23 protein-coding genes are annotated in these 25,207 nt (G+C 39.9%); 21 read left to right on the top strand and 2 right to left on the bottom strand.

Going from position 1 to position 25,207, the window contains the following annotated elements; genetic code table 11:
- From O3793_RS01580 to O3793_RS01495, 18 genes are all read left to right on the top strand, one after another.
- Positions 1-198: LPXTG cell wall anchor domain-containing protein (locus tag O3793_RS01580; RefSeq protein ID WP_371445086.1), on the top strand; the 198-nt coding region annotated here is incomplete at its 5' end.
- 137 nt (positions 199-335) lie between these two features.
- A complete protein-coding gene (locus O3793_RS01575) occupies positions 336-776 on the top strand; it encodes a hypothetical protein (RefSeq protein ID WP_371445085.1) in 441 nt (146 codons plus the stop codon).
- Between the two features lie 94 nt (positions 777-870).
- The gene (dinB, locus tag O3793_RS01570) at positions 871-1,929 is read left to right on the top strand and encodes a DNA polymerase IV (protein ID WP_371445083.1); all 1,059 of its coding nucleotides are present in this window, start codon (positions 871-873) and stop codon (positions 1,927-1,929) included.
- Positions 1,930-2,237: 308 nt separating this feature from the next.
- Positions 2,238-3,344 carry a pyruvate dehydrogenase (acetyl-transferring) E1 component subunit alpha gene (gene pdhA, locus O3793_RS01565; RefSeq protein WP_371445081.1) on the top strand — a complete coding sequence of 369 codons (1,107 nt, stop codon included), beginning with the start codon at positions 2,238-2,240 and terminating at the stop codon, positions 3,342-3,344.
- 2 nt (positions 3,345-3,346) lie between these two features.
- The gene (locus O3793_RS01560; protein WP_048709580.1) at positions 3,347-4,324 is read left to right on the top strand and encodes an alpha-ketoacid dehydrogenase subunit beta; all 978 of its coding nucleotides are present in this window, start codon (positions 3,347-3,349) and stop codon (positions 4,322-4,324) included.
- Between the two features lie 82 nt (positions 4,325-4,406).
- On the top strand, positions 4,407-6,032 hold the full coding sequence (locus O3793_RS01555) for a 2-oxo acid dehydrogenase subunit E2 (protein WP_371445080.1): 1,626 nt from the start codon (positions 4,407-4,409) through the stop codon (positions 6,030-6,032).
- A 78-nt stretch (positions 6,033-6,110) separates the two neighbouring features.
- On the top strand, positions 6,111-7,517 hold the full coding sequence (gene lpdA, locus O3793_RS01550; RefSeq protein ID WP_371445078.1) for a dihydrolipoyl dehydrogenase: 1,407 nt from the start codon (positions 6,111-6,113) through the stop codon (positions 7,515-7,517).
- Between the two features lie 248 nt (positions 7,518-7,765).
- On the top strand, positions 7,766-8,719 hold the full coding sequence (locus tag O3793_RS01545; RefSeq protein ID WP_371445076.1) for a carbohydrate kinase family protein: 954 nt from the start codon (positions 7,766-7,768) through the stop codon (positions 8,717-8,719).
- Entirely contained in the window at positions 8,716-9,630 is a 915-nt protein-coding gene (locus O3793_RS01540; RefSeq protein WP_371445075.1) for a pseudouridine-5'-phosphate glycosidase, read from the top strand. Before O3793_RS01545 ends, O3793_RS01540 begins: the two co-directional genes overlap by 4 nt.
- Before the next feature lie 806 nt (positions 9,631-10,436).
- Positions 10,437-10,718: a UPF0223 family protein gene (locus O3793_RS01535; protein WP_048711176.1), complete on the top strand. Its 282-nt coding sequence runs from the start codon at positions 10,437-10,439 to the stop codon at positions 10,716-10,718.
- Positions 10,718-11,497 (top strand): inositol monophosphatase family protein, encoded by a 780-nt coding sequence (locus O3793_RS01530; RefSeq protein ID WP_005605229.1) that lies wholly within the window; start codon positions 10,718-10,720, stop codon positions 11,495-11,497. The genes O3793_RS01535 and O3793_RS01530 overlap by 1 nt, the downstream gene beginning before the upstream one ends.
- Before the next feature lie 53 nt (positions 11,498-11,550).
- Entirely contained in the window at positions 11,551-12,087 is a 537-nt protein-coding gene (locus tag O3793_RS01525; RefSeq protein WP_371445073.1) for a TIGR00730 family Rossman fold protein, read from the top strand.
- Positions 12,088-12,178: 91 nt separating this feature from the next.
- Entirely contained in the window at positions 12,179-12,595 is a 417-nt protein-coding gene (locus O3793_RS01520) for a hypothetical protein (RefSeq protein ID WP_371445072.1), read from the top strand.
- 143 nt (positions 12,596-12,738) lie between these two features.
- Positions 12,739-13,077 carry a putative DNA-binding protein gene (locus O3793_RS01515; protein WP_371445071.1) on the top strand — a complete coding sequence of 113 codons (339 nt, stop codon included), beginning with the start codon at positions 12,739-12,741 and terminating at the stop codon, positions 13,075-13,077.
- 17 nt (positions 13,078-13,094) lie between these two features.
- The gene (gene ffh / locus O3793_RS01510; RefSeq protein WP_371445069.1) at positions 13,095-14,531 is read left to right on the top strand and encodes a signal recognition particle protein; all 1,437 of its coding nucleotides are present in this window, start codon (positions 13,095-13,097) and stop codon (positions 14,529-14,531) included.
- A 98-nt stretch (positions 14,532-14,629) separates the two neighbouring features.
- A complete protein-coding gene (locus O3793_RS01505; protein WP_371445068.1) occupies positions 14,630-15,967 on the top strand; it encodes an MFS transporter in 1,338 nt (445 codons plus the stop codon).
- Positions 15,968-16,080: 113 nt separating this feature from the next.
- Positions 16,081-17,847, top strand: coding sequence for an ABC transporter ATP-binding protein (locus tag O3793_RS01500; protein ID WP_371445067.1), 1,767 nt, complete (start codon positions 16,081-16,083; stop codon positions 17,845-17,847).
- Positions 17,834-19,561, top strand: a complete 1,728-nt coding sequence (locus O3793_RS01495; RefSeq protein WP_371445101.1) for an ABC transporter ATP-binding protein — start codon at positions 17,834-17,836, stop codon at positions 19,559-19,561. The genes O3793_RS01500 and O3793_RS01495 overlap by 14 nt, the downstream gene beginning before the upstream one ends.
- 250 nt (positions 19,562-19,811) lie before the next feature.
- On the opposite strand, the gene yidC is transcribed toward O3793_RS01495, so the two are convergent.
- Positions 19,812-20,741, bottom strand: coding sequence for a membrane protein insertase YidC (gene yidC / locus O3793_RS01490; protein ID WP_371445065.1), 930 nt, complete (start codon positions 20,739-20,741; stop codon positions 19,812-19,814).
- A 68-nt stretch (positions 20,742-20,809) separates the two neighbouring features.
- Positions 20,810-21,082: an acylphosphatase gene (locus tag O3793_RS01485; protein ID WP_371445064.1), complete on the bottom strand. Its 273-nt coding sequence runs from the start codon at positions 21,080-21,082 to the stop codon at positions 20,810-20,812.
- A 98-nt stretch (positions 21,083-21,180) separates the two neighbouring features.
- Here O3793_RS01485 and O3793_RS01480 point away from each other — a divergent pair, with 98 nt between their 5' ends.
- The 3 genes from O3793_RS01480 to O3793_RS01470 all read left to right on the top strand — a co-directional run bounded on the left by O3793_RS01480 (position 21,181) and on the right by O3793_RS01470 (position 25,115).
- On the top strand, positions 21,181-21,495 hold the full coding sequence (locus O3793_RS01480; RefSeq protein WP_371445062.1) for a DUF1033 family protein: 315 nt from the start codon (positions 21,181-21,183) through the stop codon (positions 21,493-21,495).
- Complete coding sequence (locus O3793_RS01475) at positions 21,488-23,935, top strand: DNA translocase FtsK (protein WP_371445060.1); 2,448 nt, start codon at positions 21,488-21,490, stop codon at positions 23,933-23,935. Before O3793_RS01480 ends, O3793_RS01475 begins: the two co-directional genes overlap by 8 nt.
- 118 nt (positions 23,936-24,053) lie before the next feature.
- Positions 24,054-25,115 carry a BMP family protein gene (locus O3793_RS01470; RefSeq protein WP_371445058.1) on the top strand — a complete coding sequence of 354 codons (1,062 nt, stop codon included), beginning with the start codon at positions 24,054-24,056 and terminating at the stop codon, positions 25,113-25,115.
- Positions 25,116-25,207: the final 92 nt, after the last annotated feature.

Here is a 25,207-nt window from a genome sequence, read left to right as displayed (position 1 = left end):
ACAACTACCTCTACAACAGAAGAAACAACAGTTACAACAGTTGAAGAAACTTCAACAACTGTAACTGAAGAACTTCCAAACACAGGTACTGGCAACCAAACAATCTATATGGTGATTGGTGCACTTTTAGTAGTTGCAGCAGTTGGAGTGTTAGTATTCGCTAAGAAAAAAGATTCTGACGAAGAAAGCAAAAATTAATTTAAATAAGTAAGACTGGCAGGTTCTCTGTCAGTCTTTTTTTATTTCCAAAATGAATAAGAAAATGAATGATTGAAGTCCGCTTTTAGGAGGAGTACAATAGAAGTAGATAGAAGAGTTGAAATGGAGGGATAATGATGAAAAAACTGATGTTGATTTACTATAATATCGTCGCTGTTTTAACCATTCTCTATTTAGTGCTAACAGCAACCTTAATGAACTTAGGGAATGCTTTTATTACAACTCAAGGATGGCATGTTGTCATTCTCAGTATACTGATTTTAGTCATTGTATTTGGAATGGAATTTGCGAAGAAGAAATTCCCGGATGATTTCTTTGAATTTATTATTGAAAATGCGGGGCTACTTTGTATCGCATGGCTTACATTAGTCGTTCGAGCGTTTGGTGTTACTGTTTTAAAATACGCAACAGATTTAGCACTTGATGAATGGATGCAGCAAGTCATCCAACGAGCAGGCGTTGTGCAGATAGTCATCTTTGCCATCACAAATGGAATCGTGGTTGCAAAAATCATTCGATATTTTGCAAGAAAAAGATTCATAGCAAACAATGAATAGACGCAAGCGGAGTGCCAATGTGCATTCCGTTTTTATTTTTCATCAAAAATCGATAAGATAGAGAAGAAACGTTGATAGAAAGAGAGGGAAATCGATGCGGAAAATTTTACATGTAGATATGGATGCGTTTTTCGCATCGGTGGAACAAAGGGACCATCCTGAGTGGAGAGGAAAGCCTGTGATTGTCGGTGGGAAACCTAACCAAAGAGGTGTTGTGTCTACTTGTTCATATGAGGCGAGAGCTTTTGGCGTGCGTTCTGCGATGCCTACAGCCAAAGCCATGAAACTCTGTCCACAAGCCATACTCACGCCTGGGCGATATCAGTTATATAAAGAAGTTTCTGCCCAGGTGCATGAAGTGTTTCGAACCTACACTGATTTAATCGAACCGCTCTCGATTGATGAAGCCTATTTAGATGTTACAGAGAATAAGAAAGGAATCAACTCTGCAACAGTGATTGCTCATTCGATTCAAAAGGACGTCTACGAAAAAACAGGACTCACTTGTTCAGTTGGAGTATCCTTTAATAAGTTTCTCGCGAAAATGGCATCAGGTTATCATAAGCCTTCTGGAGTAACCGTCATTACACCAGAAAATGCCAAAGAATTTATTCGAACAATTCCTATCGAAGATTTCTATGGAGTAGGAAAAGTGAGCGCAGAGAAATTGAAACAAGCGGGTATTCTAACAGGAGAAGATCTCTTTCCATTGTCTAAGGAAGAACTGGAGAAGAAGTTTGGCACTCTTGGTCCACGATTGTACTTGCAAGTACGAGGGGAGTCAAATGACCAACTGACGCTTCACAGGGAACGTAAATCCATCGGGACAGAGCGAACCTTAATAAAGGACACGACCGACCATGGTATTCTAACGGGATACTTGGAGGAGTTTTCAGAAGAATTAGAACGGATGTTGAAGAAGAGAAGTCTTGCCGCAAGAACCGTCACGCTTAAATTAAGAGATTTGGAATTTAATACAATGACGAAGAGTGTTACAATGCGTGATTATTTGAATAAACAGGAGGAAATCTATTCGATTGCACTTCAGCTTTTTGAAGAAATGATGCAAGAACGCCCGATAAGACTGATAGGACTCACCGTTTCGCATCTGGAAAATACAAATAGACTATATAAACAATTAAAACTGTTTTAAAATATTAGTACAGTTTTCACCAACAGACTAGTACAGTTTCATTGTGAAAATTAAGAATTCATTTACTGAAAAAACGTGAAAACAGAAAATTGAATGAACAAATCAGAATAAAAGAAGACTTTATTTAGCGTAAGATAGTGGTAGTTTTTTCACAAAGTTTACAAAAACGCTCTATAAAGTCTTCTTTGCTTGCATATTTCACAAAAGTTTGTTAAATTATTATACGATAGCAGAGGGAATAGTACAGTTTTAACTACCTGTTTTGTCTGTTAAGCACAATTTCTTATAGAAAAGGGGAAAAAAGAAGTATGGCAACGAAGAAAAAATTCAATCTCGATGCACTTTTCACACCAAATAACACGAACTTCGAAATGGTTCAAGTGTTAGACGCAGAAGGAAAAGTTGTAAATCCTGACTTAGTACCAGATTTGTCTGATGACGAATTAGTTCAATTAATGACTGACATGGTATGGTCACGTATCTTACACGAACGTTCAACTGCATTAAACCGTCAAGGACGTTTAGGTTTCTACGCTCCAACAGCTGGACAAGAAGCTTCACAATTAGCTTCAATCAAAGCTATTGAGAAAGACGACGTTCTTTTACCAGGTTACCGTGATGTACCACAATTAGTAAAACACGGTTTACCATTATCACAAGCATTCTTATGGTCTCGTGGACATGTTGCAGGTAACATGTACCCAGAATCATTAAAAGCTTTACCACCACAAATCATCATTGGTGCACAATATGTTCAAGCAGCCGGTGTTGCTTTAGGTCTTAAAAAACGTGGTAAGAAAAATGTTGCAGTGACTTATACTGGTGATGGAGGATCTTCACAAGGGGACTTCTATGAAGGTATTAACTACGCTGGTGCATACCAAGCTCCTGCAATCTTCTTCATTCAAAACAATGGTTGGGCAATTTCAACTCCTCGTGAGTTACAAACTGCTGCTCCAACATTAGCTCAAAAAGCAGTTGCTGCTGGTATCCCTGGTATCCAAGTAGATGGTATGGACCCATTAGCAGTTTACGCTGTAACTAAAAAAGCTCGTGAATACGCAGTTGCTGGAAACGGTCCTGTGTTAATCGAAACAATCTGCTTCCGTTATGGTCCTCATACATTATCAGGTGACGACCCAACTCGTTACCAACCAGAAGGAATTCAAGACGAATGGGCTAAAAAAGATCCATTAATTCGTTTCCGTAACTACCTAACAGCTAAAGGCTTATGGTCAGAAGAAAAAGAAAACGAAGTAATTGAAGCAACTAAAGAAGAAATCAAAGAAGCAATTAAAGAGGCTGACAAACAACCTAAACAAAAAGTTTCATTCTTCTTAGAAACAATGTTTGAAGAACCAACAAACGTTATTAAGGAACAAATCGAATACTTTAAAGCAAAGGAGAATAAATAATTATGGCACAAATGACAATGATTCAAGCCATCACTGATGCATTGGCTGTTGAATTAAAACGTGATGAAAATGTCCTAATTTTCGGGGAAGACGTTGGTAAAAACGGTGGGGTTTTCCGTGCAACTCAAGGGCTTCAAGATGAATTCGGTGAAGACCGCGTGTTCAATACTCCTTTAGCAGAATCTGGTATCGGTGGTTTAGCAATCGGTTTAGCATTAGAAGGTTACCGTCCAGTTCCTGAAATCCAATTCTTCGGATTCGTATTCGAAGTAATGGATAGCGTGGTAGCTCAAGCAGCTCGTACACGTTATCGTATGGGTGGAACTCGTCAAATGCCTATCGTATTCCGTTCACCAATGGGTGGAGGGGTACATACTCCAGAATTACACTCAGATAACTTAGAAGGTTTAGTAGCTCAATCACCAGGTTTGAAAGTGGTTATCCCATCAAACCCATACGATGCAAAAGGGTTATTAATCTCAGCTATTCGTGACAACGACCCAGTTGTTTACTTAGAACACATGAAACTATACCGTTCATTCCGTGAAGAAGTTCCAGAAGGAGAATACACAGTTCCTCTAGGAGTAGCTGCAGTAACTCGTGAAGGTAAAGACGTTTCTGTAATTACTTACGGTGCAATGGTTCGTGAAGCAGTTAAAGCTGCTGAGAACTTAGAAAAAGAAGGAATTTCAGTTGAAGTTATCGACTTACGTACTGTTTCTCCATTAGACTTAGACACAATCTTAGCATCAGTTGAAAAAACTGGTCGCGTAGTTGTTGTTCAAGAAGCACAACGTCAAGCTGGTATCGGCGCAATGGTTATGTCTGAAATTGCTGAGCGCGCAATCTTAAACTTAGAAGCTCCAATCGGACGTGTTGCAGCTCCAGATACAATCTTCCCATTTGGTCAAGCAGAAAACGACTGGTTACCAAATGCTAGCGATATTGAAGCTAAAGTTCGCGAAACAGTGAACTTCTAATTCAACAAATTTTCATTCTAAAGAGCCTCTCCCTTGAGTGTGCTCTTTAGAGTTTTATAAAAATAAGAAGGGATGTACAAGCATGGCTTTCCAATTTAAAATGCCTGATATCGGTGAAGGTATCGCAGAAGGCGAAATCGTAAAAATCGACATTAAAGTCGGAGATACAATTCAAGAAGATGATATTTTATTCGAAGTACAAAACGACAAATCTGTAGAAGAAATTCCTTCTCCAGTGAGTGGTAAAGTATTAGAAGTTAAAGTTCAAGAAGGTACAGTAGCTCGCGTAGGCGACGTCATCGTAGTTATCGACGATGGTTCTGGTCCAGCAGAAGCATCTGCACCGGCAGCGGCTCCAGCGGCTTCCCCTGCACCAGCTGCACCAGCAGCATCAAGCACTTTCCAATTCAAATTACCTGACATCGGTGAAGGAATTGCAGAAGGTGAAATCGTTAAAATCGACATCAAAGTAGGCGACAAGATTGCTGAAGATGACATTTTATTCGAAGTACAAAACGACAAATCTGTAGAAGAAATTCCTTCTCCAGTAGCTGGAACTGTAACAGCAGTTTTAGTATCTGAAGGAACAGTAGCTCACGTTGGTGATGTAATCGTTGAAATCGCAACAGAAGGCGGTTCTCACGCACCTGCAGCAGCGGCTCCAGCAACACCTGCAGCACCAACTCCAGCAGCAGCACCAGCGGCACCTGCAGCTCCAACAGGAGTTCCAGCAGCAAGCAACCCTGGTAAATTAGTATTAGCAATGCCTTCAGTTCGTCAATATGCACGTGAAAAAGGCGTTGACATCACAGCAGTAGTTCCAACTGGTAAAGGCGGACGCATCACTCGTGAAGACATCGATAACTTCGGTGGCGCACCAGTAGCTGCACCAGCAGCTCCAGCAGCAGTAGAAGCTCCTGCAGCATCTGCACCAGCAGCTCCAGCTCAAGCACCTGCACCAGCAGCGGCTCCAGCTCCAGCTAAACCATTCGTTGGATCAGCTGAACGTGAAGAACGCGTTAAATTAACTCCAATGCGTAAAGCAATCTCTAAAGCAATGGTTAACAGCAAACACACTGCACCACACGTTACATTACATGACCAAGTTGAAGTTTCTAAACTTTGGGATCACCGTAAGAAATTCAAAGATGTTGCAGCTGCACAAGGTACTAAATTAACATTCTTACCTTACGTTGTTAAAGCTTTAGCAGTAGCAATGAAGAAATTCCCAGTATTGAATGCTTCTATCGACGATGCATCTCAAGAAATTGTTTACAAAAACTACATCAACATCGGTATCGCTACAGATACAGATTTAGGTTTATTCGTTCCAAATATCAAAGATGCGAATACTAAGAGCATGTTTGGTATTGCAGATGAAATTAATGCATTAGCTGCAAAAGCTCATGAAGGTAAATTAACAGCTGCAGAAATGGGACAAGGAACAATTACAATCTCTAACATCGGTTCAGTAGGTGGCGGTTGGTTCACTCCAGTTATCAACTACCCTGAAGTTGCGATTTTAGGTGTTGGTACAATCGTTCGCGAACCAGTTATCAACGAAAACGATGAAATCGTAATCGGACGTAACATGAAATTATCATTAAGCTTTGACCACCGTATCGTGGATGGAGCAACTGCTCAAAAAGCTATGAACGAATTGAAACGTCTATTGAATGATCCAGAATTATTATTAATGGAAGCTTAATTCATTAAATTGTTAGGAACGGCGTAGACATGGGTTTACGTCGGTTCCTTATTTGAAAACTTTTAAGAGGTGAAAAAAATGGTAGTAGGCGATTTCGCTATTGAACTAGATACAGTCGTAATCGGTGCCGGCCCTGGTGGATATGTTGCAGCTATTCGTGCAGCTCAAGAAGGTCAAAAAGTTGCGATTATCGAGAAAGAATATTTTGGAGGTGTCTGCTTAAACGTTGGATGTATTCCATCTAAAGCGTTAATTTCAGCTGGACATCATTACCAAGAAGCACAACACTCAGAAGTGTTTGGTGTGACTGCTAAAGAAGTTGTTTTAGACTTCGCTAAAACTCAAGAATGGAAAGATAACCAAGTTGTTAAGAAATTAACTGCTGGTGTTGAGTACTTATTAAAGAAAAACAAAGTTGAAATTATTAAAGGGGAAGCGTTCTTAGTGGATGAGCACACTTTACGTGTTGTTACTGAAGACAGCGCTCAAACTTATTCTTTCAACCATGCTATCGTAGCTACAGGTAGCCGTCCAATCGAAATCAAAGGTTTCAAATTTGGTGGACGCGTTATCGATTCAACTGGTGGTTTAGGTCTTAAAGAAGTTCCTAAAAAATTAGTTGTTATCGGTGGTGGGGTTATCGGTTCAGAACTAGGTTCAGCATACGCTAACTTAGGTTCAGAAGTGACAATCCTTGAAGGTGCTCCAAGCATCCTTTCAATGTTTGATAAAGACATGGTTAAACTTGTTGAAGATAACATGGCTAAAAAAGGTGTTACTATCGTAACTAACGCAATGGCTAAAGAAGCTGTTGAAAATGGTGACAGCGTAACTGTTAAGTACACAGTAGATGGCAAAGAAGAAGCTGTTGAAGCTGACTACGTAATGGTTGCTGTAGGTCGCCGTCCTAACACAGACGAAATTGGTTTAGACGTTGCTGGTGTTGAAATGACTGACCGTGGTTTAGTTAAAGTTGACAACCAAGGACGTACAAACGTTAAATCAATCTTTGCAATCGGTGATATCGTTCCTGGACCAGCTCTTGCTCACAAAGCAAGCTACGAAGGAAAAATCGCTGCAGAAGCAATCTCAGGTAAACCAGTGGCTGTTGACTACCGTGCAATGCCATCTGTTGCCTTCACTGATCCAGAATTAGCTTCAGTTGGTTACACTCAACAACAAGCTAAAGATGCTGGTTTACAAGTAAAAGCTTCTAAATTCCCATTATCAGGAAATGGTCGTGCATTATCATTGAACGCTACAGAAGGTTTCGTTCGTTTAATCACTACTAAAGAAGATAACGTAATCGTTGGTGCACAAGTTGCCGGCGTGAACGCTTCAGACATTATTGCTGAATTAGGTTTAGCAGTTGAAGCTGGAATGAATGCGGAAGATATCGCATTAACAATCCACTCACATCCATCATTATCAGAAGTAGTTATGGATACAGCTGAATTAGCATTAGGTATGCCAATTCACGTATAATTCTAAAGAATACGACAGAGGACTCGAGTTTTCGAGTCCTTTTTTGTTGCAAAAGGAAAGACGACACAGTTTATGCTTTAAATCCGAACAATTATGTAAATGAACTTTGAAATATTTGTGGTTTTCTCCTGGATAGCTTGATTGGAGTAGGGGTTATCGCGTATAATGAAGCGTATAAGACCGAATGAAGGAAAAGATTCATCAACCTCCATTCATCGAACCTTTTTGTAAATGAAGGGGGATGTTTCATGTCAGAAGAGAAGAAATTTAAAGATTCCTACGTACTTTGTATCGGCGGAATAAACGTGGATAAGAAAGTTCAATTGCTCGAAAATCTCGTGCTTGAGACGAGTAATCCAGTGGTCTCGTCGCTGAGTGCCGGTGGTGTTTCAAGAAACATTGCCGAAAATCTGGGACGTCTAGGAGTACCTGTTAAGATGTTGTCAGTTGCAGGCGATGATGAAAGTTTTACGTGGCTTGAAAAAGAGACTGAAGGCATTATCGATTTTTCGCTTGTAGAACACTTAAAAGGGAAAACAACGTCGAACTATACAGCGATTTTGGATCTTCAAGGAGATATGTGTCTAGCTTTAGCCGATATGTCCATTTGTGAGGAAATGACGCCTGATTGGCTTTTTTCGCATGATGAAGCGGTGAAACAAGCATCTCTAGTGATTGCGGATCTGAATCTTCCGCAAGAAACATTACAAGCGCTCATTCAGTTAACAAGTCTTGAGAAGATTCCACTGGCCATTATTCCAGTGAGTGGACCGAAGATGAAACGAATCCCAGACGATTTACAAGGAGTGACTTGGATTGTCGTCAATGCGGACGAGTCCAGGACGAGGTACGGAGAACATACGCTAGCTGAATTAGCTACTTTATGGCAAAAAGACGGCGTAGAAAATATTGTGATTACTAAAGGAACCAAATGTGGTGTCTTTGCAGATGCTACAGGAGTCGTAAAGACTTTTACACCTATAAAAGCAGAGCAAGTCTGTGACGTGACAGGAGCAGGAGATTCATTTTCTTCTGGAGTGCTTTACGGAGCTCTTAAAGGAGCAAGCTTGGAAGAGTCGATTGGATACGGATTAACGAATTCGTACTATACAGTCCAAGCCATTGAAACCGTTCGAAAAGACTTAAACGCTAAGTCATTTGAAAAAGAATATCAACATTTAAAGGAAAGAGGTTTATCATGAATCCATTATTATCAATCAGTAAAGAAGTGCAACACGCATTAGATAACAACCTACCAGTCGTTGCGTTAGAATCAACAATCATTTCACACGGAATGCCATATCCACAAAACGTTGAAATGGCTAAAACAGTAGAACAAATTATCCGCGACAATGGTGCTGTTCCAGCGACAATCGCTATCATGGATGGAAAATACAAAATTGGTTTAGAAGAAGCGGACTTAGAACGTCTTGCAAAAGAAAAACCAGTTGCAAAAGTATCTCGCCGTGACTTAGCAGAAGTGTTTGCTAAGGGTGTTTTAGGAGCAACTACAGTAGCGACAACAATGATTGGTGCGCACTTAGCTGGAATTAAAGTATTCGTAACTGGCGGTATCGGCGGAGTTCACCGTGGTGTTGAAGAAACAATGGATATCTCAGCTGACTTAGATGAATTAGGACAAACTCCAGTCACAGTTGTCTGCGCTGGTGCAAAAGCGATTCTTGATTTACCACGTACTCTTGAATATTTAGAAACAAAAGGAGTTCCTGTTGTAGGCTATCAAACAGACTACTTACCAGCATTCTACACTCGTACTTCTGAGTATAAATTAAACAGCCGTGTAGACTCTGCTAAAGAAGTAGCGGAAATGATTCGTTACTCTGAATTACTAGGCCTTAAAGGTGGTATCTTAGTCACAAACCCAATCCCAGCTGAACACGAAATTCCACACGAAAAAATCGATGCGATTATCGATCAAGCAGTTCGTGAAGCGGACGAAAAAGGGATTCGTGGTAAAGACAGCACACCATTCTTATTAGCGAAAATCGTTGAGTTAACAGGCGGGGAAAGCTTGAAGACAAACATTCAGCTTGTTTACAATAACGCGAAACTTGGTGCGCAAATCGCAAAAGAATACCAAGAAGGAAAATAATCAAAGGTTTTATGGATTACGACGAATCCTTGCGGATTTGTTTGTAGTTGCTGTGACAAGGCACCGGTTCGAGCCGATGTCTCTCACCTTCAAAGCCTCAAAGAGGGCGTATGGATTCAAAATCCTACGCCCTCTTAGCACAGTGGTTGAATGGAATGAGTTTCGCTGTAAACAGCTATCTCATTCCTATTCAACTTTGTGGGGGAAAGAAAACGAAATGCCATAGATACAATGTATCTATGGCATTTCTGTCTTTCTCCCTCGTTTTGATGCACTTCCTGTCACTGCAACTACAAAATCCGCGGATTCTCTGTAATCCATAGAATTTTCTTTTGGGATTTGTGCCCAAGAGAAAGGGACTGGTGCTTCTCGAGTTAGAGAGTGCAGCAACTTAGTTTAGAAGAGTGCTTTAAACAAATTAAACTGAAAAGCAGTGATGAAGTTAGAGCGGTTTTGTCTAATATTCGAGGAATCAACCTATTTAGTAAATTCTGGAAGAGTTGTATTAATTCATATATAGCACCAAGAAGATGATGACGAAGAATCTGGTGGATTTTATTGTCGTAGTAATGGGAAAGTGCATTAAATGCGAATGAACAGGAGTTAGGAGTTTTTCTTACTCCTGCTTTGAGGCTTTAAAGGCCAAAGACAAAAGGCTTGAGCCGGTGCCCCATTACAACGGCAATGAAATAATCCGCCAGGATTCGCAGGAATCATCTTCTTTTTTAAAAAAAATTTGTTATGCATAAATGGAAACTCTTGCAGAAAAAGTGTATACTAAATAGGTATGATTGTGAGGTGGCGAGATGGCCAATTATAGTTATCCAATTGATTTGGAATGGTCGCATGAAGAGATGAATAAAGTCATCAAACTTTGGAATGCGGTCGAAGAGGCTTACGAAAAAGGGATTCAAGTAGAAGCTTTTAAAAAAGCGTACCAAGAATTTAAAACGGTAGTCCGTAGTATCGGTGAAGAGAAGAGACTCGGTCGTGAATTCGAGGAAGCATCTGGATATAGCCTTTATCGTGTGGTCCAAGCAAGTAAAAACGCAACAAAAATTATTCGTATGGAAGGATTGAAAAAATAATGGATTTATTAGCAACACACTTATTAGTAAATGACTGGATTATGGAGGCTGGACAAAAAATTCGTCACAGCTTTGGTGAACCATTAAAAGTTGATACAAAAACAAGCCGTAACGACTTAGTAACAAACGTGGATAAAGAAATCGAACAATTCTTTATCGCTAAAATTCGCGAACAATTCCCAACACATAAAATCATGGGAGAAGAAGGTTTCGGTGACGAATTAACTTCAATGGACGGTTACGTTTGGTTAATCGACCCAATCGATGGCACTTTAAACTTCGTGAAACGTCAAGAAGACTTCGGTATTATGATTGCTTTATATAAAGATGGCGTAGGTCTATTAGGTTACATTTACGATGTGATGCGTGATCGCTTCGTATATGGTATTAAAGATTACGGTGCATACTGCAACGGTCGTCGTCTTTCAACTCCTGAAATCCACAGCATTGGTGACAGTTCCATTAACGTGAATGGATTTATGTTATTAGAAGCGACTGAAAAAGAAGCAGAAATGATTCGTAAAGCAATGGTTACTCGTACTTACGGGGCTTCTTCAATCGAGCATATCCAAGTAATTTTAGGAAAATCTGTAGCGTATGTTTCTACATTATTAGCACCTTGGGATATCGCACCAGGAATGGTGATTGCTAAAGAATTAGGATTACACTACAGTACAGTGGACGGAAAAGAAGTGGACTTCTTAGTTCCTAACAAAAAGACAACAGGTGTTATCTGTTCTAAAAATATTGCTGATGAAATTATCGCAGCATTTAAATAAAAATGAGTGGAGGGGCGTAAGATTTTACGCCTCTTTCTTTTAAAGGAGAGCATATGAATATTGCAGTTTATTGTGCGGCAAGCCAAAGTAATTGCCCTGCATTTGATAAGAAAACAGAAGAACTAGGCAAGTGGATGGCCCAAAATCACCACACGCTTGTCTATGGTGGTGGAAATACAGGGCTAATGGGAGTCGTTGCGACTTCCGTAATGAATGAAGGCGGAGAAGTGATTGGCGTGATGCCACAGTTCTTTGTAGACCGTGAAATTGCAAAACAAGATATCACGAAACTTCATATTGTCGATACGATGTCCGAGCGTAAAAATCAGATGATCGCACTCAGTGAAGTGTACATTGCGCTTCCTGGAGGTCCTGGTACCCTCGAAGAAATTGCAGAGGTGGTTTCTTGGGTACGAGTAGGCCAAACGAATGGCATTTGTATTTTCTATAATATGGAAGGCTATTATGACCATTTAGAAGCCTTTTTCGATAAAATGGTGGAAACAAACTTACTGAGCGCAGAAGACAGAAGCCAAATTCATTTTGCGAAAACTTTGGCGGAAATTGAAGCACTTATTGGGTTGGTATAAGTTTAAATTTCGAGTGCATTTACTTAAAAATCGATTTTATGTTTTGTATAATTTACTTAGTGAATAGCTGAATAGAAAGGAGAATGAGTTAATGATGAAGTCGTTAAGTAAGGTCTACCAGTATTTGTCTTTTATCTGTTTATTGATTCAATTTCTTTTTTCAATCTATTTCTATAATCAAAGTGGTGTATTTTTTGAAGAAGGAGTACTAATACTGTTTCAATCCTTGATTGGACTGTTGGTGGTTGGAATAGTGCAACGAAGTAACAAGCAACACGATTGGCTAATTGGAGTAGGGGAAGCTTTAATCCTTCTTTTACTATTTTATCAAATCAATGCCAGTATTATTATGATTGTGGATGCATTTGTGGATAGTAACCTTCCACTTTTCTTACAAAGAGCTTTTGGGATTTGTAGTCAACTAGTTCTTTTGATGATGGGGTGGAGTATTCTTCAACTATTGGTTCAGATGGGTAGAATGTTCCGTGTAAAAAGGGTGACAACGTAATAAATCGAATGTAGTTCTATTTTTGGAGTAGAAAACAAACCGGAATGATACAAGTTCTGGGGGAAGTTCTACTCCGTTTTTTGTTAGCGTAATAACCCTAATTTTGCTATAATAAAGGATATGAGTTTAAGGGAGGGCAACGAATGGAATTAGAAAAAACAACGCAAATGAACTTGCTTGTAGAGTTCTATGGCAGCCTTTTAACCGATAAACAACTCGAATATATGGAGCTCTATTATGGGGATGATTATTCGCTTGGTGAAATCGCCGAAGAATTTGACGTGAGCCGTCAAGCAGTATATGATAATATCCGCCGCTCGGCAAAGTTATTAGAAAACTACGAAGAGAAATTACATCTCGTAGCTGATTTCTATAAACGCCAAGAGCACTATGATGAATTAGAAAAAGAGATTCAAAAGAACTATCCTGAGGCAACACTGCTTGCTTCAATCGTTTCAAAATTACAAGAGATGAATAAATAAACTCAAGGAGTGAAATTATGGCATTCGAAGGATTATCAGATCGCCTGCAAAATGCGATGACTTCCGTTTCACGAAAAGGAAAAATTACGGAAGCTGACTTAAAACAAATGATGCGTGAAGTGCGTCTTGCGCTTTTAGAAGCCGACGTTAACTTCAAAGTTGTAAAAGACTTCGTACGTAAAGTGAACGAACGTGCATTAGGTGCCAATGTGCTTGAAGCATTATCACCAGCACAACAAGTCGTTAAAATCGTTAACGAAGAATTAACAGAATTAATGGGTGGCGAACAAGCGCCATTCCGTTTCGAAGCAAAACCGCCAACGGTAGTAATGATGGTCGGTCTTCAAGGGGCCGGTAAAACAACGACTGCTGGGAAACTCGCTTCTTTCATGGCAAAACATGAAAAGAAACGCCCATTACTAGTTGCTGCCGACGTGTACCGTCCAGCCGCGATTGACCAATTACAAACATTAGGGAAACAATTAAACTTCCCAGTATTCTCACTTGGAAATCAAGTAAGCCCAGTGGAAATCGCCAAACAAGCGATTGAAAAAGCGAAAATTGATGGTCGCGACTTAGTGATTATCGATACGGCCGGTCGTTTGCATATTGACGAAAACTTGATGGAAGAATTACAAAACATCAAGGCAGTCGCAAATCCAAGCGAAATATTACTCGTTGTCGACTCCATGACAGGGCAAGATGCCGTAAACGTAGCTCAAACATTTAACGAACGTTTGGACATCACAGGGGTTATTCTTACAAAACTTGATGGGGACACTCGTGGTGGTGCGGCTCTATCTATCCGTTCTGTTACTGGAAAACCAATTAAATTTACAGGTCGTGGGGAAAAATTAGAAGACTTCGAAATCTTCTACCCAGAACGTATGGCTTCTCGTATTCTTGGTATGGGGGATATGATGACCCTTATCGAGAAGGCGCAACAAGACTTCGATGAAGCAAAAGCGCAAGAGATGGCAGATAAAATTAAAGCCAACACTTTTGACTTTAATGACTTTATCGACCAATTAGACCAAGTGAATAAGATGGGACCGCTAGAAGACATCTTGAAGATGATTCCAGGGTTAAATAAAATGGCTGGTCTAAACGACTTAAAAGTGGATCCAAAAGATACAGCTCGTATGAAAGCTATCGTCTTATCAATGACTCCACAAGAGCGTGAAAATCCAGATATCTTATCACAAGCTCGTCGTAAACGGATTGCGGCAGGTTCGGCTCGTCCTTTAGCAGAGGTAAACCGTTTAATTAAACAGTTCAACGAATCTAAGAAGATGATGAACCAAATGTCCAACGGGAATATGAAAGGCCTAGAAGGCATGATGAACCAAATGGGCATGGGCGGACGTGGAAACAAACTCGCTCAAATCGGTATGCAACAATACGCACGCCGTCAAAAACAAAATAAATTGAAAAAATTAAAGAAAAAACGTTAGGAAACAGCGTTATAAAATAATTTAAACCGCAACATCTTACTCTCGAGTAAGGTTGCGGTTTTTTTATGGCGATCATAACGCAAAGAAAGGAGAACTCAATGGGAAACAAAACAAAAACATGGCATGTCATTCCAGCAGTAGTCGCAACGGCGATTATGAGCTTTTGTGGCGTGTTGATTGAAACCGCAATGAACGTTACCTTCCCGACACTGATGACAGAATTCAATACGGATTCTTCAGGGATTCAATGGGTAACAACTGGATACTTACTAGCCATTGCGATTGTCGTGCCAATTACGGCTTATTTAACACGAAATTACACGATTCGCCAACTCTTCTTGGCAGCAAACCTTTTATTTATTGGTGGAGTCTTAATCGACTGTATTTCACCAAACTTAATGATTTTATTACTCGGACGCTTTATGCAGGGGATTGGAACCGGGATTGCACTTCCGTTAATGTTCCATATCGTATTATCAAAAGTACCGCTGCATCAACATGGAACCGTCATTGGGATTGGTGCAATGACAACTGCACTAGCTCCACCAATAGGACCAACATTTGGTGGGGTTGTCTCAAGCGCATTTGGATGGCGTGCGATTTTCTACGCATTGATTCCATTTTTAGTATTCTCGTTAGTGATGGGACTTTGGGCGATTCCAACAGAAGAATCTCCGAAGAAACAACCATTCAACTTTATGGCGTTTGTGACATTAGGGATTGGACTTGCAAGCCTACTAATGGCGATTGAACATTTATCAGTCCTCTATCTTGGAGTAGTGGTCGTGGCATTTGCAGCGTTCTTCTACTTTAACCGAGAAAATGCACTCTTGTCGTTTAAACCGTTCCAGTTTGCGACGTTCAACGCAACATTATATATCGTCTTGGCTTTCCAAGGAATTGTACTTGGATTATCGTTTATTTATCCAAACTACATTCAACTGGCGTGGGGCGAAACAGCTACAGTGGCAGGACTCTTTATGTTCCCAGGGGCTGCGATGGTAGCCATTCTTTCAGCCTTATCTGGTCGCTGGTATGATAAATCAGGTCCGCTAAAACCAATCTTAACAGGGTTAATCTTTGCAGTGATTGGGGGAGTTTCTATCAGCTTCTTCTTCCCAGGTTTGACGATTTATCCTTTATTAGCCCTCAACGTCATCTTTATGACAGGGATTGGATTTGTAATGGGAAGTAACGTCACGTATTCGTTAGCTCAGTTGAAACCAGAAATTCAAGCGGACGGAAATAGTATTGTGAATACCTTACAACAGTTCACTGGTGCGATTTCAACAACGATTATCGCTCGTATTTTCAGCTCGTTTGATTCGAATTTAGTAACAGCAGGACGAACAAGTATCCTTTTTGTAACGACACTTGCAGTCATTGCATTAGTTGTCTTCTTATGGATTTATCCGCAAACACAAAAGAAAAATTAAAGTCCTTAGGCAATCCTTTTCTACTTGGAGAAGGGTTGTCTTTTTTAGAACGTATCATATGAAATAGAAAGACGACTATAGTACAATAGATTGACGCGTGAAAGGAGAGAGATATGTATTTATTAAAGAAATTATCGTGGTTTTTTAAATTAGAGTGGAAACGATACACGATTGGAATTATTGCATTGTCGCTAGTCAGTGTATTCAATCTTATTCCGCCAAGAGTGATTGGGGAAGTTGTCGATTCTATTGACCTTAAGACGCTCACAACATCGTCTTTATTATGGAACTTACTGCTATTGCTCCTTTCAGCAGTAGCCATGTACGGGCTTCGTTTTGTATGGCGGCTCTTTATCTTCGGGACTGCGAACTCGTTAGGCCAGAGACTGAGAAATCAATTATACGAACACTTTACAAGCATGTCTCCAAGCTTCTATCAAAAGTATCGCTCTGGAGACTTAATGGCGCATGCGACCAATGACGTGAGTGCTATTGTCATGACTGCAGGCGGAGGTGTGATGTCGGCTGTTGATGCCTCGATTACAGCGTTAGTGACGCTAGCGACGATGTTCTTTATGCTGGATTGGCGAATGACACTCGTTGCGATTATTCCATTGCCACTACTTGCGATTGCAACGAATATCGTCGTTCGTGCAGAGCATCAGAGCTATAAGGAATCACAAGAAGCCTTCTCCTTACTGAATAATCATGTGAACGAGAGTGTTTCTGGAATAAAAGTGACGAAATCTTTTGGTTATGGTGAAAAAGAAACAGCGTCGTTTTGGAAAACGAACGAAGATGCATGGAAGAAGAATAATCACGCTGCAAAATATAATAATCTATTCGATCCAATCGTTTTGATTTTCGTGGGTCTCAGCTACTTAATCAGTTTGGGATATGGTGGATATTTAATCCAACGCGGAGAATTCACCGTTGGGGAAATGATTACCTTTATGACGTATTTAGATATGCTAGTGTGGCCGCTTCAAGCCATTGGTTGGCTCTTGAATATCGGTCAACGTGCAAGTATCTCATATCGTCGTATTGAAAAATTAATGGAAGAAACAAGCGAAGTCAAAGAAGCCCCTAACGTACTGCCGATTACAGAAGCTCGTGAGATGGTTGTTTCAATTCACAACTTCCAATACGAAGATGTGCCAACATTAGAAGACGTAACATTTAGCCTTCACCAAGGGCAAACGCTGGGGATTGTGGGCCCAACAGGTTCTGGGAAATCAACGCTCTTAAAATTATTCCTTCGTCAATATGATGCAGGAAAAGAAGAGATTTTGATCAATGGACGTTCCATTCAAGACTATCGCATTAAAGACTTGCGTGCGCTTATGGGTTATGTTCCACAAGAACAGATTCTATTTGCGATGTCGATTAAAGACAATATCCGTTTTGGAAATCCAACTCTTCCTGACGAAGCTGTTATAGAAGCGACTAAAATTTGCGGATTGTATGATGATATCATGGCGATGCCGGAAGGGTTCGATACGTTAATCGGAGAGAAGGGTGTGCTTTTATCAGGCGGGCAAAAACAACGTCTATCGATGGCACGCGCGCTGGTTGTGAACCCTGAAATCTTAATGCTCGATGATTCGTTATCGGCTGTTGATGCAAAGACAGAGCATTTAATTTTAGAAAACTTGAAACGTGAACGCAGCGACAAAACGACGATGATTACAGCGCACCGTCTATCAGCGATTGTGCATGCGGACCTTATTATCGTGCTCCAAGATGGACGTATTATTGAAAAAGGAACGCATGAAGAATTGATGGCGCTTGGTGGTTGGTATGCCAAAACCTACGACCGTCAACAGCTTGAAGCGACACTTGAGGAAGGGGGTAGTGCAGTTGAACATGAAGACCTTTAATCGACTCATTGCCTACTTATGGCGATATAAGAAGTCGAGTACGATTGCGATTTTATTTATCCTCTTATCCAGTGTGACTGCAACAGTGATTCCGTTGATGGCTCGTTATTATATTGATACGTATATTGAAAAAGGCACATGGAATGAAGGATACTGGCTCCTTATTGTGTACTACTCACTATTCTTACTGCGAGTGTTATTAACGTATATTGGGACCTATGCCTTTAGTTATGTATCCAATAGTGTCGTAAGAGATTTACGTCAAGAGGCCTTTTCGAATATGCAAAAACTCAATATGACGTACTTTGATACAACACCAGCTGGAGCCATCGTTTCTCGTTTAACGAACGATACACAAGCAGTCAGCGATATGTTTAGCTCGATTTTCTCAACGTTTTTAAGTACTTTATTTATCGTCGTGGCAACCTTATCTGCGATGTTTAGTATGAATGTAGGCCTTACGATATTAATGATTCTCTTTATTCCGGTGATGTTTGCATCCGTTAAAGTCTATAACCGTCTCTCCCATAGCGTGATTCGTAAGACGCGTGAGAAGCTCAGCGAGATTAACGTGAAGCTAGCAGAGAGTATTGATGGGATGAAGATGATTCAGGCGTTTAACCAAGAAGAACGTTTAAGAAAAGAATTCGAACAAATTAACGAGGAGCATGTACAATTCTCGAATCGTTCGATTAATGTGAATAGTCTGTTCCTTCGCCCTGCGATGTCGCTGTTAAAGCTTGTTGCCTATGCGGTCATTATTTTATACTTTGGCCTTACTTGGGAAGTAGCCGGAGTGACAGCAGGGGTGATGTATGCCTTTATTCAATTCTCCAATCAGTTATTTAATCCATTAATCGATGTGACGCAAAACTTCTCGATTATTCAAACGTCGATGATTGCGGCGACTCGTGTCTTTGACGTGATTGATAATACGGATTACGAACCTGAACAACTTGGGAAGGTTAATGAGATTAAGAACGGGAAGATTGAATTTAAGAATGTCACTTTCTCTTATGATGGAAAACGGAATGTATTAAAGAATATTAACTTTGTGGTGAATCCTGGAGAGACTGTCGCCTTTGTTGGTTCGACTGGGTCAGGGAAGTCGTCTATCATGAATCTCTTCTTACGATTCTATGATTTCAAAGAAGGAGAAATCTTGATTGATGATATTCCAATTCAACACTATTCACAGGAAGTCCTTCGCGATAAAATCGGACTCGTGCTTCAAGATCCATTCTTGTTCCATGGAACAGTGGCTTCCAATATTCGTATGTACCAAGATGTTACAGACGAAGAAGTGAAACAAGCGAGTGAATTCGTGGATGCGCATCATTTTATCGAGCAACTGCCACAAGGATATGACAATAAAGTTTCTGAAAAGGGCTCAACATTCTCTAGTGGAGAGCGTCAATTAATCGCCTTTGCACGAACAATTGCGGCCAATCCAAAAATCCTGATTCTGGATGAAGCAACTGCTAATATCGATTCGCAAACCGAAGAAGTCATTCAAACGTCTCTGAAGAAAATGAGAAACGGAAGAACGACCTTAGCGATTGCGCACCGTTTATCGACCATTCAAGATGCTAACCAAATCTTTGTGCTCGATAAAGGAGAAATCGTAGAGAGCGGAACGCATACAGAACTTCTAGAAAAAGAAGGGCTCTATTATAAGATGTATCAACTCCAAGCAGGGATGATGCAAGAATAACAATTATTAGAAAAGACATAGCGATAACGAATCGCTATGTCTTTTTTTGCGAGTGTAACATTTTTGTTACGTAACATAATTGTTACATCTTCCGTTGAAAAAACTAAAATGTATCAAAAATGATACGTATAAAAATTGATACAAAAGGAGTTTTTAAATTTAAGATGTATCATCTGTGATACGTATCATGCATGATACACATTGCATCAAAAAAATACCTTTGAGAAATTCTCAAAGGTATTTTGCGTTATTATTTGCGGTTTTGTTTACCAGCGTTACGGCCACCAGGTTTGTTTTGACGTTGTGCAAACGTTTCTTGTTGAGTCGCTTTTTGAGCTGTTTTACGTGGTGTTGTACGTTCTGGTAACACAATGTTTTCATGGTTTAATTCTTCGTCGATTTGAGCCTTAATTTTTGGACGAATATAAGTGTTTTGAATCCATGATTGTAAAATTTGGATAAGGGCAGAGATGAAGAAGTAAATACCAACCCCAGCTGGTGATTGGAAGGTCATCATGAACATCATTACTGGAAGGATGTAGTTCATTGAACGACTTTGTTTTTTCGTTTCTTCGTCCATTCCCATTTGGCTGACTACTGATTGAACATAGTAAGCCACCATTGTAGCAAGGGCAATTGGTAAGAATTGTGCTCCAAGGTTGATTCCCATGAAATCACTACTTGAAATTTCGTTTGATAAAAGAATCGCGTTATACAATCCACTCCAGATTGGAAGTGTAATCAAGATTGGTAAACATCCTGAACCGATACCGCCCATTAGTGAGACATTGTTTAATTTGTATAACTCCATTTGTTCTTGTTGAATCGCAAGTTTCTCTTGAGGAGTTGATGCTTGTTCTGCACGAGCAGTAATCTCAGCAATATATGGTTTTAATACTGCCATTTTTTCTTGTTGGACAAGCATTGCTTTCATTTGATGGAATTGTGTTGGCATCAATAAGACACGAACAAGTATTGATACGATCACAATTGCAATCGCGTAGTTTCCGTTAAATACGGAAGCAATTTGGTTTAATAACCATTGTGTTGGGACTACTAAATAATTATAGAGCCAACCAATAGGTTCCTTATTTTCATTAAATTGAACGGTACATCCCGCAAGTAGTAGGGGAAGAACTGTTGCAACTAATAGCAGTTGAGCTTTTTTAGTTAGTTTCATAATCACTTTCCTTTTCATTTAATAACATGATTTATTGTACACGTGTTTCGTTGAAATAGCAACGTTCTTTATATAATTTGAAACTTTGTGTATAGAGGTGCGTCATGGACTTCACTTTCTTCATAGCGATCAACGCGTCCGTAAGGGGAAACGGAAGCTTTAACTCTTTCGATAAAACGAGTGACGGCTTTTTCTTCGCCTTGTGCAACCACAAATACAGAGCCATCCATTTTATTTTGAACAGTGCCGCAAATATCTAATTGAATCGCGAGTTGCTGCGTGAAAAAGCGGAATCCGACACCTTGAACACGTCCCCAGACACGAATTTGTCTTGTAATCATAGAAAGACCTCCTAAAATCATAAAATATTTGTCATCTCTATGAAACAAGATTACCATGATTTCGCAAAATTTGGTATACTAATAAACGAGGTGAAAACATGTTTAAAGTAATTGAGACAGCAGGTCAAGATGAACCGTGGTGGTTTTTCGATGACTGGAAAAAAATGATTGTTTCGACTGAAGAATTTTCTTCTTTAGAAGAAGCGAAAAATAGTTTCCAACAGCATGAAGCAAGACTTGCTGCAAACTATCCAGAAAAACGATCAAAAGGAGCAAGCGCCATTGCCTTTTGGGATGAGAAAGAACAAGATTATTGTGTGGCGTGTGAATGTGATGTTCAAATTTTCCATGGACTGATTTTAGTCGATGAGAAGAATCAATTAGTAGAGTTGGAAGGAGAAGAACGTGGCTAAACAAACGAAGAAAAAAACACAACGAAAAAATTCAAAGAATACAAATCCGTTTTTATCCATTGAAGCTGTTGCCGTATTTATTATTGTCTATAGTTTATTAGCAATTTTTCAATTAGGCTTCTTAGGAAAATTCTTTGCGAATCTGATTCGTTTCTTTATCGGGGATTTATTTGCTTTCGGTGGAGTGTGTGGCGTTCTAGCTGGTTTTGGAATGTTATTCCGTGGAAGAATGCCTAAAATCATGTGGAGATGGACTGCAGCTGCAATCTCTTCAAGTGTGGCACTCCTCTTATTCGTGTCTGTGATGACCTATAGTAATTTTACAAGTTCAGGTTCTCCTGTCTTCCAAGAGATGATGAGTCGCTTTATGGTGGACTTTACATCGAATACTGTTTCTCAACGTCTCGGTGGTGGGCTGTTCGGAACGCTTCTATATTCATGTACATATTTTCTTGTTTCGCAATGGGGAACGTATTTAATCGTCTTCTTATTAATAGTATGTAGCGGACTTTTAATCTTCAACGTTCATTTAAGTGACGTGATGGATTTTGTTCGTACGCAAACAGCGAATGCTTCTGAAAAGTTAGCCGAGCGTAAAGCCGAACGTGAAGCACGACGTTTGGAAGAAGAACAAGAAACAACGGAGAATGTTGTGGCAACACCTGTAGCACCAGCACCAGCTCCAGTACAAACAGAAACACCTGAAACACCAAAAGAACCAAGAAAACATCATTCATTATTAGACCGAATGAAAGATGTGTTCTTTGATGAATATGAAGATGAAACCTTAACAGAGGAAGAGTACGTAACTTCTCCAATGGTAGAACCTATTGAACCGATTCCTCCAGTGGAACCAGTAGCGCCAGTGATGCCAACGCAACCAGTAGCACCTGTTGCTCCTGTTTCAGTTCAAAAGCCAGAAGAGCCTGAGTTTGAAGATGATGGGGAAGACATCGGGGAACTTTCAATGAGTGGGGAACAAGATGATGAAGATTATCAATTACCACCAGTGACATTACTCAATCCCGTACAACATTCAGATCAATCGAATGAACGTACGATTGTTGAACGTAATATGCATATTTTAGAGCGTACCTTTGCAAGTTTTGGGGTAGACGCCAAAGTGATGCCAAACCCAATGATGGGGCCAGCTGTTACAAAATACGAAATTCAACCAGCAATTGGGGTGAAGGTAAGTAAGATTGTAAACTTAAGTGATGATATTGCGCTAGCACTGGCTGCAAAAGATATTCGTATTGAAGCTCCAATTCCAGGAAAACCTTATGTAGGGATTGAAGTTCCAAATAGCCAAACAAGTTTTGTGTCGTTTAGCGATGTGATTCAATCGGCTCTTCAATCTCCAAAACCATTAGACGTACCATTAGGGAGAGATATCTCTGGTAATGTTCGTCTTTGCGATATTACAAAAATGCCACATATGTTAATCGCCGGGTCAACCGGTTCTGGTAAATCCGTATGTATTAACGGCATTATCACTAGTATTTTAATGAAGACAAAACCTCATGAAGTGAAATTAATGATGATCGATCCGAAGATGGTAGAGTTGAATGTGTATAATGGCATTCCGCATCTATTAACTCCGGTTGTAACGAACCCTCGTAAAGCCGCTCAAGCCTTACAAAAGGTTGTTGCTGAGATGGAAAAACGTTACGAATTATTCGCTTCAATGGGAATGCGTAACATCGATGGATATAACGCTCATGTCGAACAATATAACCGTGAAACTGGCGAAAATAACCCAACATTACCTTATATTGTCGTAATCGTAGACGAACTTGCAGACTTAATGATGGTGGCAAGTAATGAAGTGGAAGATGCGATTATTCGTCTAGCTCAAATGGCGCGTGCTGCCGGAATTCATATGATTCTAGCAACACAACGTCCATCCGTTGACGTTATTACAGGGATTATTAAAGCCAACGTTCCTTCTCGTATCGCCTTTGCGGTATCGAGTGGTACAGACTCTCGTACGATTATCGATGCCAATGGTGCTGAGAAACTTCTTGGACGCGGGGATATGTTATATATGCCAATGGGTGAAAATAAACCAATTCGTGTGCAAGGCGCATTCTTAACGGACGAAGAAGTCGAACGTATCGTTGATTTCGTGAAGAATCAACAAGAAGTAGAGTATGACGAAGCGATGATGCCTTCAGAAAATACCGCTTCTGCTGGTGGAAGTGAACCAGAAGACGAACTATTCTACGAAGTCATCGAACTATTAAAAGAACAAGAAACGATTAGTACGTCTTATTTACAAAGACGATTCCGTATCGGATTCAACCGTGCAGCGCGAATGATTGATGAATTAGAAGCGCGTGGTTATGTTGGACCTGCTGATGGAAGTAAAGGAAGAAAAGTAAATGTTCATGTTTTCAATGAAAATGACGCTTCCGAACCAGGTGGAACTAACGCATAGAAATGTAAAAACCGAACATTTTTCATAAAAATTACCTCCAATGAAAAGATTTAGCTTGATTTTCATTCTATTTATGATAGAATGACTGTAGTAAATCATTTATTGGAGGTTTTTTATCGTGAAAACTAAAAAGAATTTAGCTTTATTTGCATTGACACTTGGTGCGACTGCTGTATTGGCAGCGTGTGGCGGATCAAAATCTGATAGCTCACAAGCATCTTCTCAAAACGCTGGCTCTTCAGACAACTTTAAAGCGGTAATGGTATCTGATACTGGTGGTATTGACGATAAATCATTCAACCAAGGCGCTTGGGAAGGCCTTCAAGAATGGGGTAAAAACAACGGTGGTAAAACAAAAGGGAATGGTATTGATTACATTCTTTCAAAAGCAGAATCTGACTATACTACAAACCTTAACACTGCGGTTTTAAATGAGTACAATATTATTTTCGCAATCGGATTTAAATTACAAAAAGCTGTTGATGAAGCAGCAAAACAAAATCCAGATGCACACTTTGCGATTATCGATAGCGTGGTTGAACAACCAAACGTGGCTTCAATCAACTATAAAGACCAAGAAGCAGCATTCCTTGCAGGGGTTGCAGCTGGTTTAACAACTAAAACAAACAAAGTAGCTTTCATCGGTGGTATGCACGGTCCAGCATTAGACAAATTCGAAGCTGGTTTCAAAGCAGGGGTTCAAGCAGTTAACCCTAAAGCAACTGTTGAAATTCAATATGCTGAATCATTCTCAGATGGTGCTAAAGCAAAATCTCTTGCAGAAGCAATGTACGCTTCAGATGTTGACATTATTTATGCAGCAGCTGGTGGTGCAGGACTTGGAGTATTCGCAGCAGCTAAATCAATCGTTGAAGCAAATCCAGATCGTCAAATTTGGGTAATCGGGGTTGACCAAGACCAACAAGCAGAAGGTAAAGTGAACGACTCTCGTAACGTAACATTGGCATCTACACTTAAAGGTGTAAAACAAGCACTAATCAAATTTAGTGAAGATGCTGCTAAAGGAAACTACCACGGTGGTGAACAAGTACTTTACGGATTATCTGATAACGGTGTTGGTTTAACAGATGGTCAATTATCAGACTCAGTTAAGGAAAAAATTGCTGTATTCAAAAAAGCAATCATCGAAGGAAAACAAGAAGTTCCTGCGAAACCTTAATTTTAAATAAACGAACTTGAATTGAGAGGAGTAGGAGTTGAAGAGAATGCGAATTTCTTCGCTCCTACTTTTTTATACATAGAACACTTTGT

This window comes from Granulicatella sp. 20925_1_28, from assembly GCF_041433575.1.
Taxonomy (GTDB): domain Bacteria; phylum Bacillota; class Bacilli; order Lactobacillales; family Aerococcaceae; genus Granulicatella.
The sequence above is the reverse complement of the archived record's forward strand: the minus strand, read 5'-3'. Positions and strand labels throughout refer to the sequence as shown.

Coding starts and splice junctions, on each gene's coding strand:
- O3793_RS01505 (WP_371445068.1), top strand. CDS start 14,630: ATGGGAAACAAAACAAAAACATGGCATGTCATTCCAGCAGTAGTCGCA.
- O3793_RS01575 (WP_371445085.1), top strand. CDS start 336: ATGAAAAAACTGATGTTGATTTACTATAATATCGTCGCTGTTTTAACC.
- O3793_RS01555 (WP_371445080.1), top strand. CDS start 4,407: ATGGCTTTCCAATTTAAAATGCCTGATATCGGTGAAGGTATCGCAGAA.
- lpdA (WP_371445078.1), top strand. CDS start 6,111: ATGGTAGTAGGCGATTTCGCTATTGAACTAGATACAGTCGTAATCGGT.
- O3793_RS01525 (WP_371445073.1), top strand. CDS start 11,551: ATGAATATTGCAGTTTATTGTGCGGCAAGCCAAAGTAATTGCCCTGCA.
- yidC (WP_371445065.1), bottom strand. CDS start 20,741: ATGAAACTAACTAAAAAAGCTCAACTGCTATTAGTTGCAACAGTTCTT.
- dinB (WP_371445083.1), top strand. CDS start 871: ATGCGGAAAATTTTACATGTAGATATGGATGCGTTTTTCGCATCGGTG.
- ffh (WP_371445069.1), top strand. CDS start 13,095: ATGGCATTCGAAGGATTATCAGATCGCCTGCAAAATGCGATGACTTCC.
- O3793_RS01515 (WP_371445071.1), top strand. CDS start 12,739: ATGGAATTAGAAAAAACAACGCAAATGAACTTGCTTGTAGAGTTCTAT.
- O3793_RS01560 (WP_048709580.1), top strand. CDS start 3,347: ATGGCACAAATGACAATGATTCAAGCCATCACTGATGCATTGGCTGTT.
- O3793_RS01495 (WP_371445101.1), top strand. CDS start 17,834: ATGAAGACCTTTAATCGACTCATTGCCTACTTATGGCGATATAAGAAG.
- O3793_RS01530 (WP_005605229.1), top strand. CDS start 10,718: ATGGATTTATTAGCAACACACTTATTAGTAAATGACTGGATTATGGAG.
- pdhA (WP_371445081.1), top strand. CDS start 2,238: ATGGCAACGAAGAAAAAATTCAATCTCGATGCACTTTTCACACCAAAT.
- O3793_RS01545 (WP_371445076.1), top strand. CDS start 7,766: ATGTCAGAAGAGAAGAAATTTAAAGATTCCTACGTACTTTGTATCGGC.
- O3793_RS01520 (WP_371445072.1), top strand. CDS start 12,179: ATGATGAAGTCGTTAAGTAAGGTCTACCAGTATTTGTCTTTTATCTGT.
- O3793_RS01540 (WP_371445075.1), top strand. CDS start 8,716: ATGAATCCATTATTATCAATCAGTAAAGAAGTGCAACACGCATTAGAT.
- O3793_RS01480 (WP_371445062.1), top strand. CDS start 21,181: ATGTTTAAAGTAATTGAGACAGCAGGTCAAGATGAACCGTGGTGGTTT.
- O3793_RS01485 (WP_371445064.1), bottom strand. CDS start 21,082: ATGATTACAAGACAAATTCGTGTCTGGGGACGTGTTCAAGGTGTCGGA.
- O3793_RS01535 (WP_048711176.1), top strand. CDS start 10,437: ATGGCCAATTATAGTTATCCAATTGATTTGGAATGGTCGCATGAAGAG.
- O3793_RS01500 (WP_371445067.1), top strand. CDS start 16,081: ATGTATTTATTAAAGAAATTATCGTGGTTTTTTAAATTAGAGTGGAAA.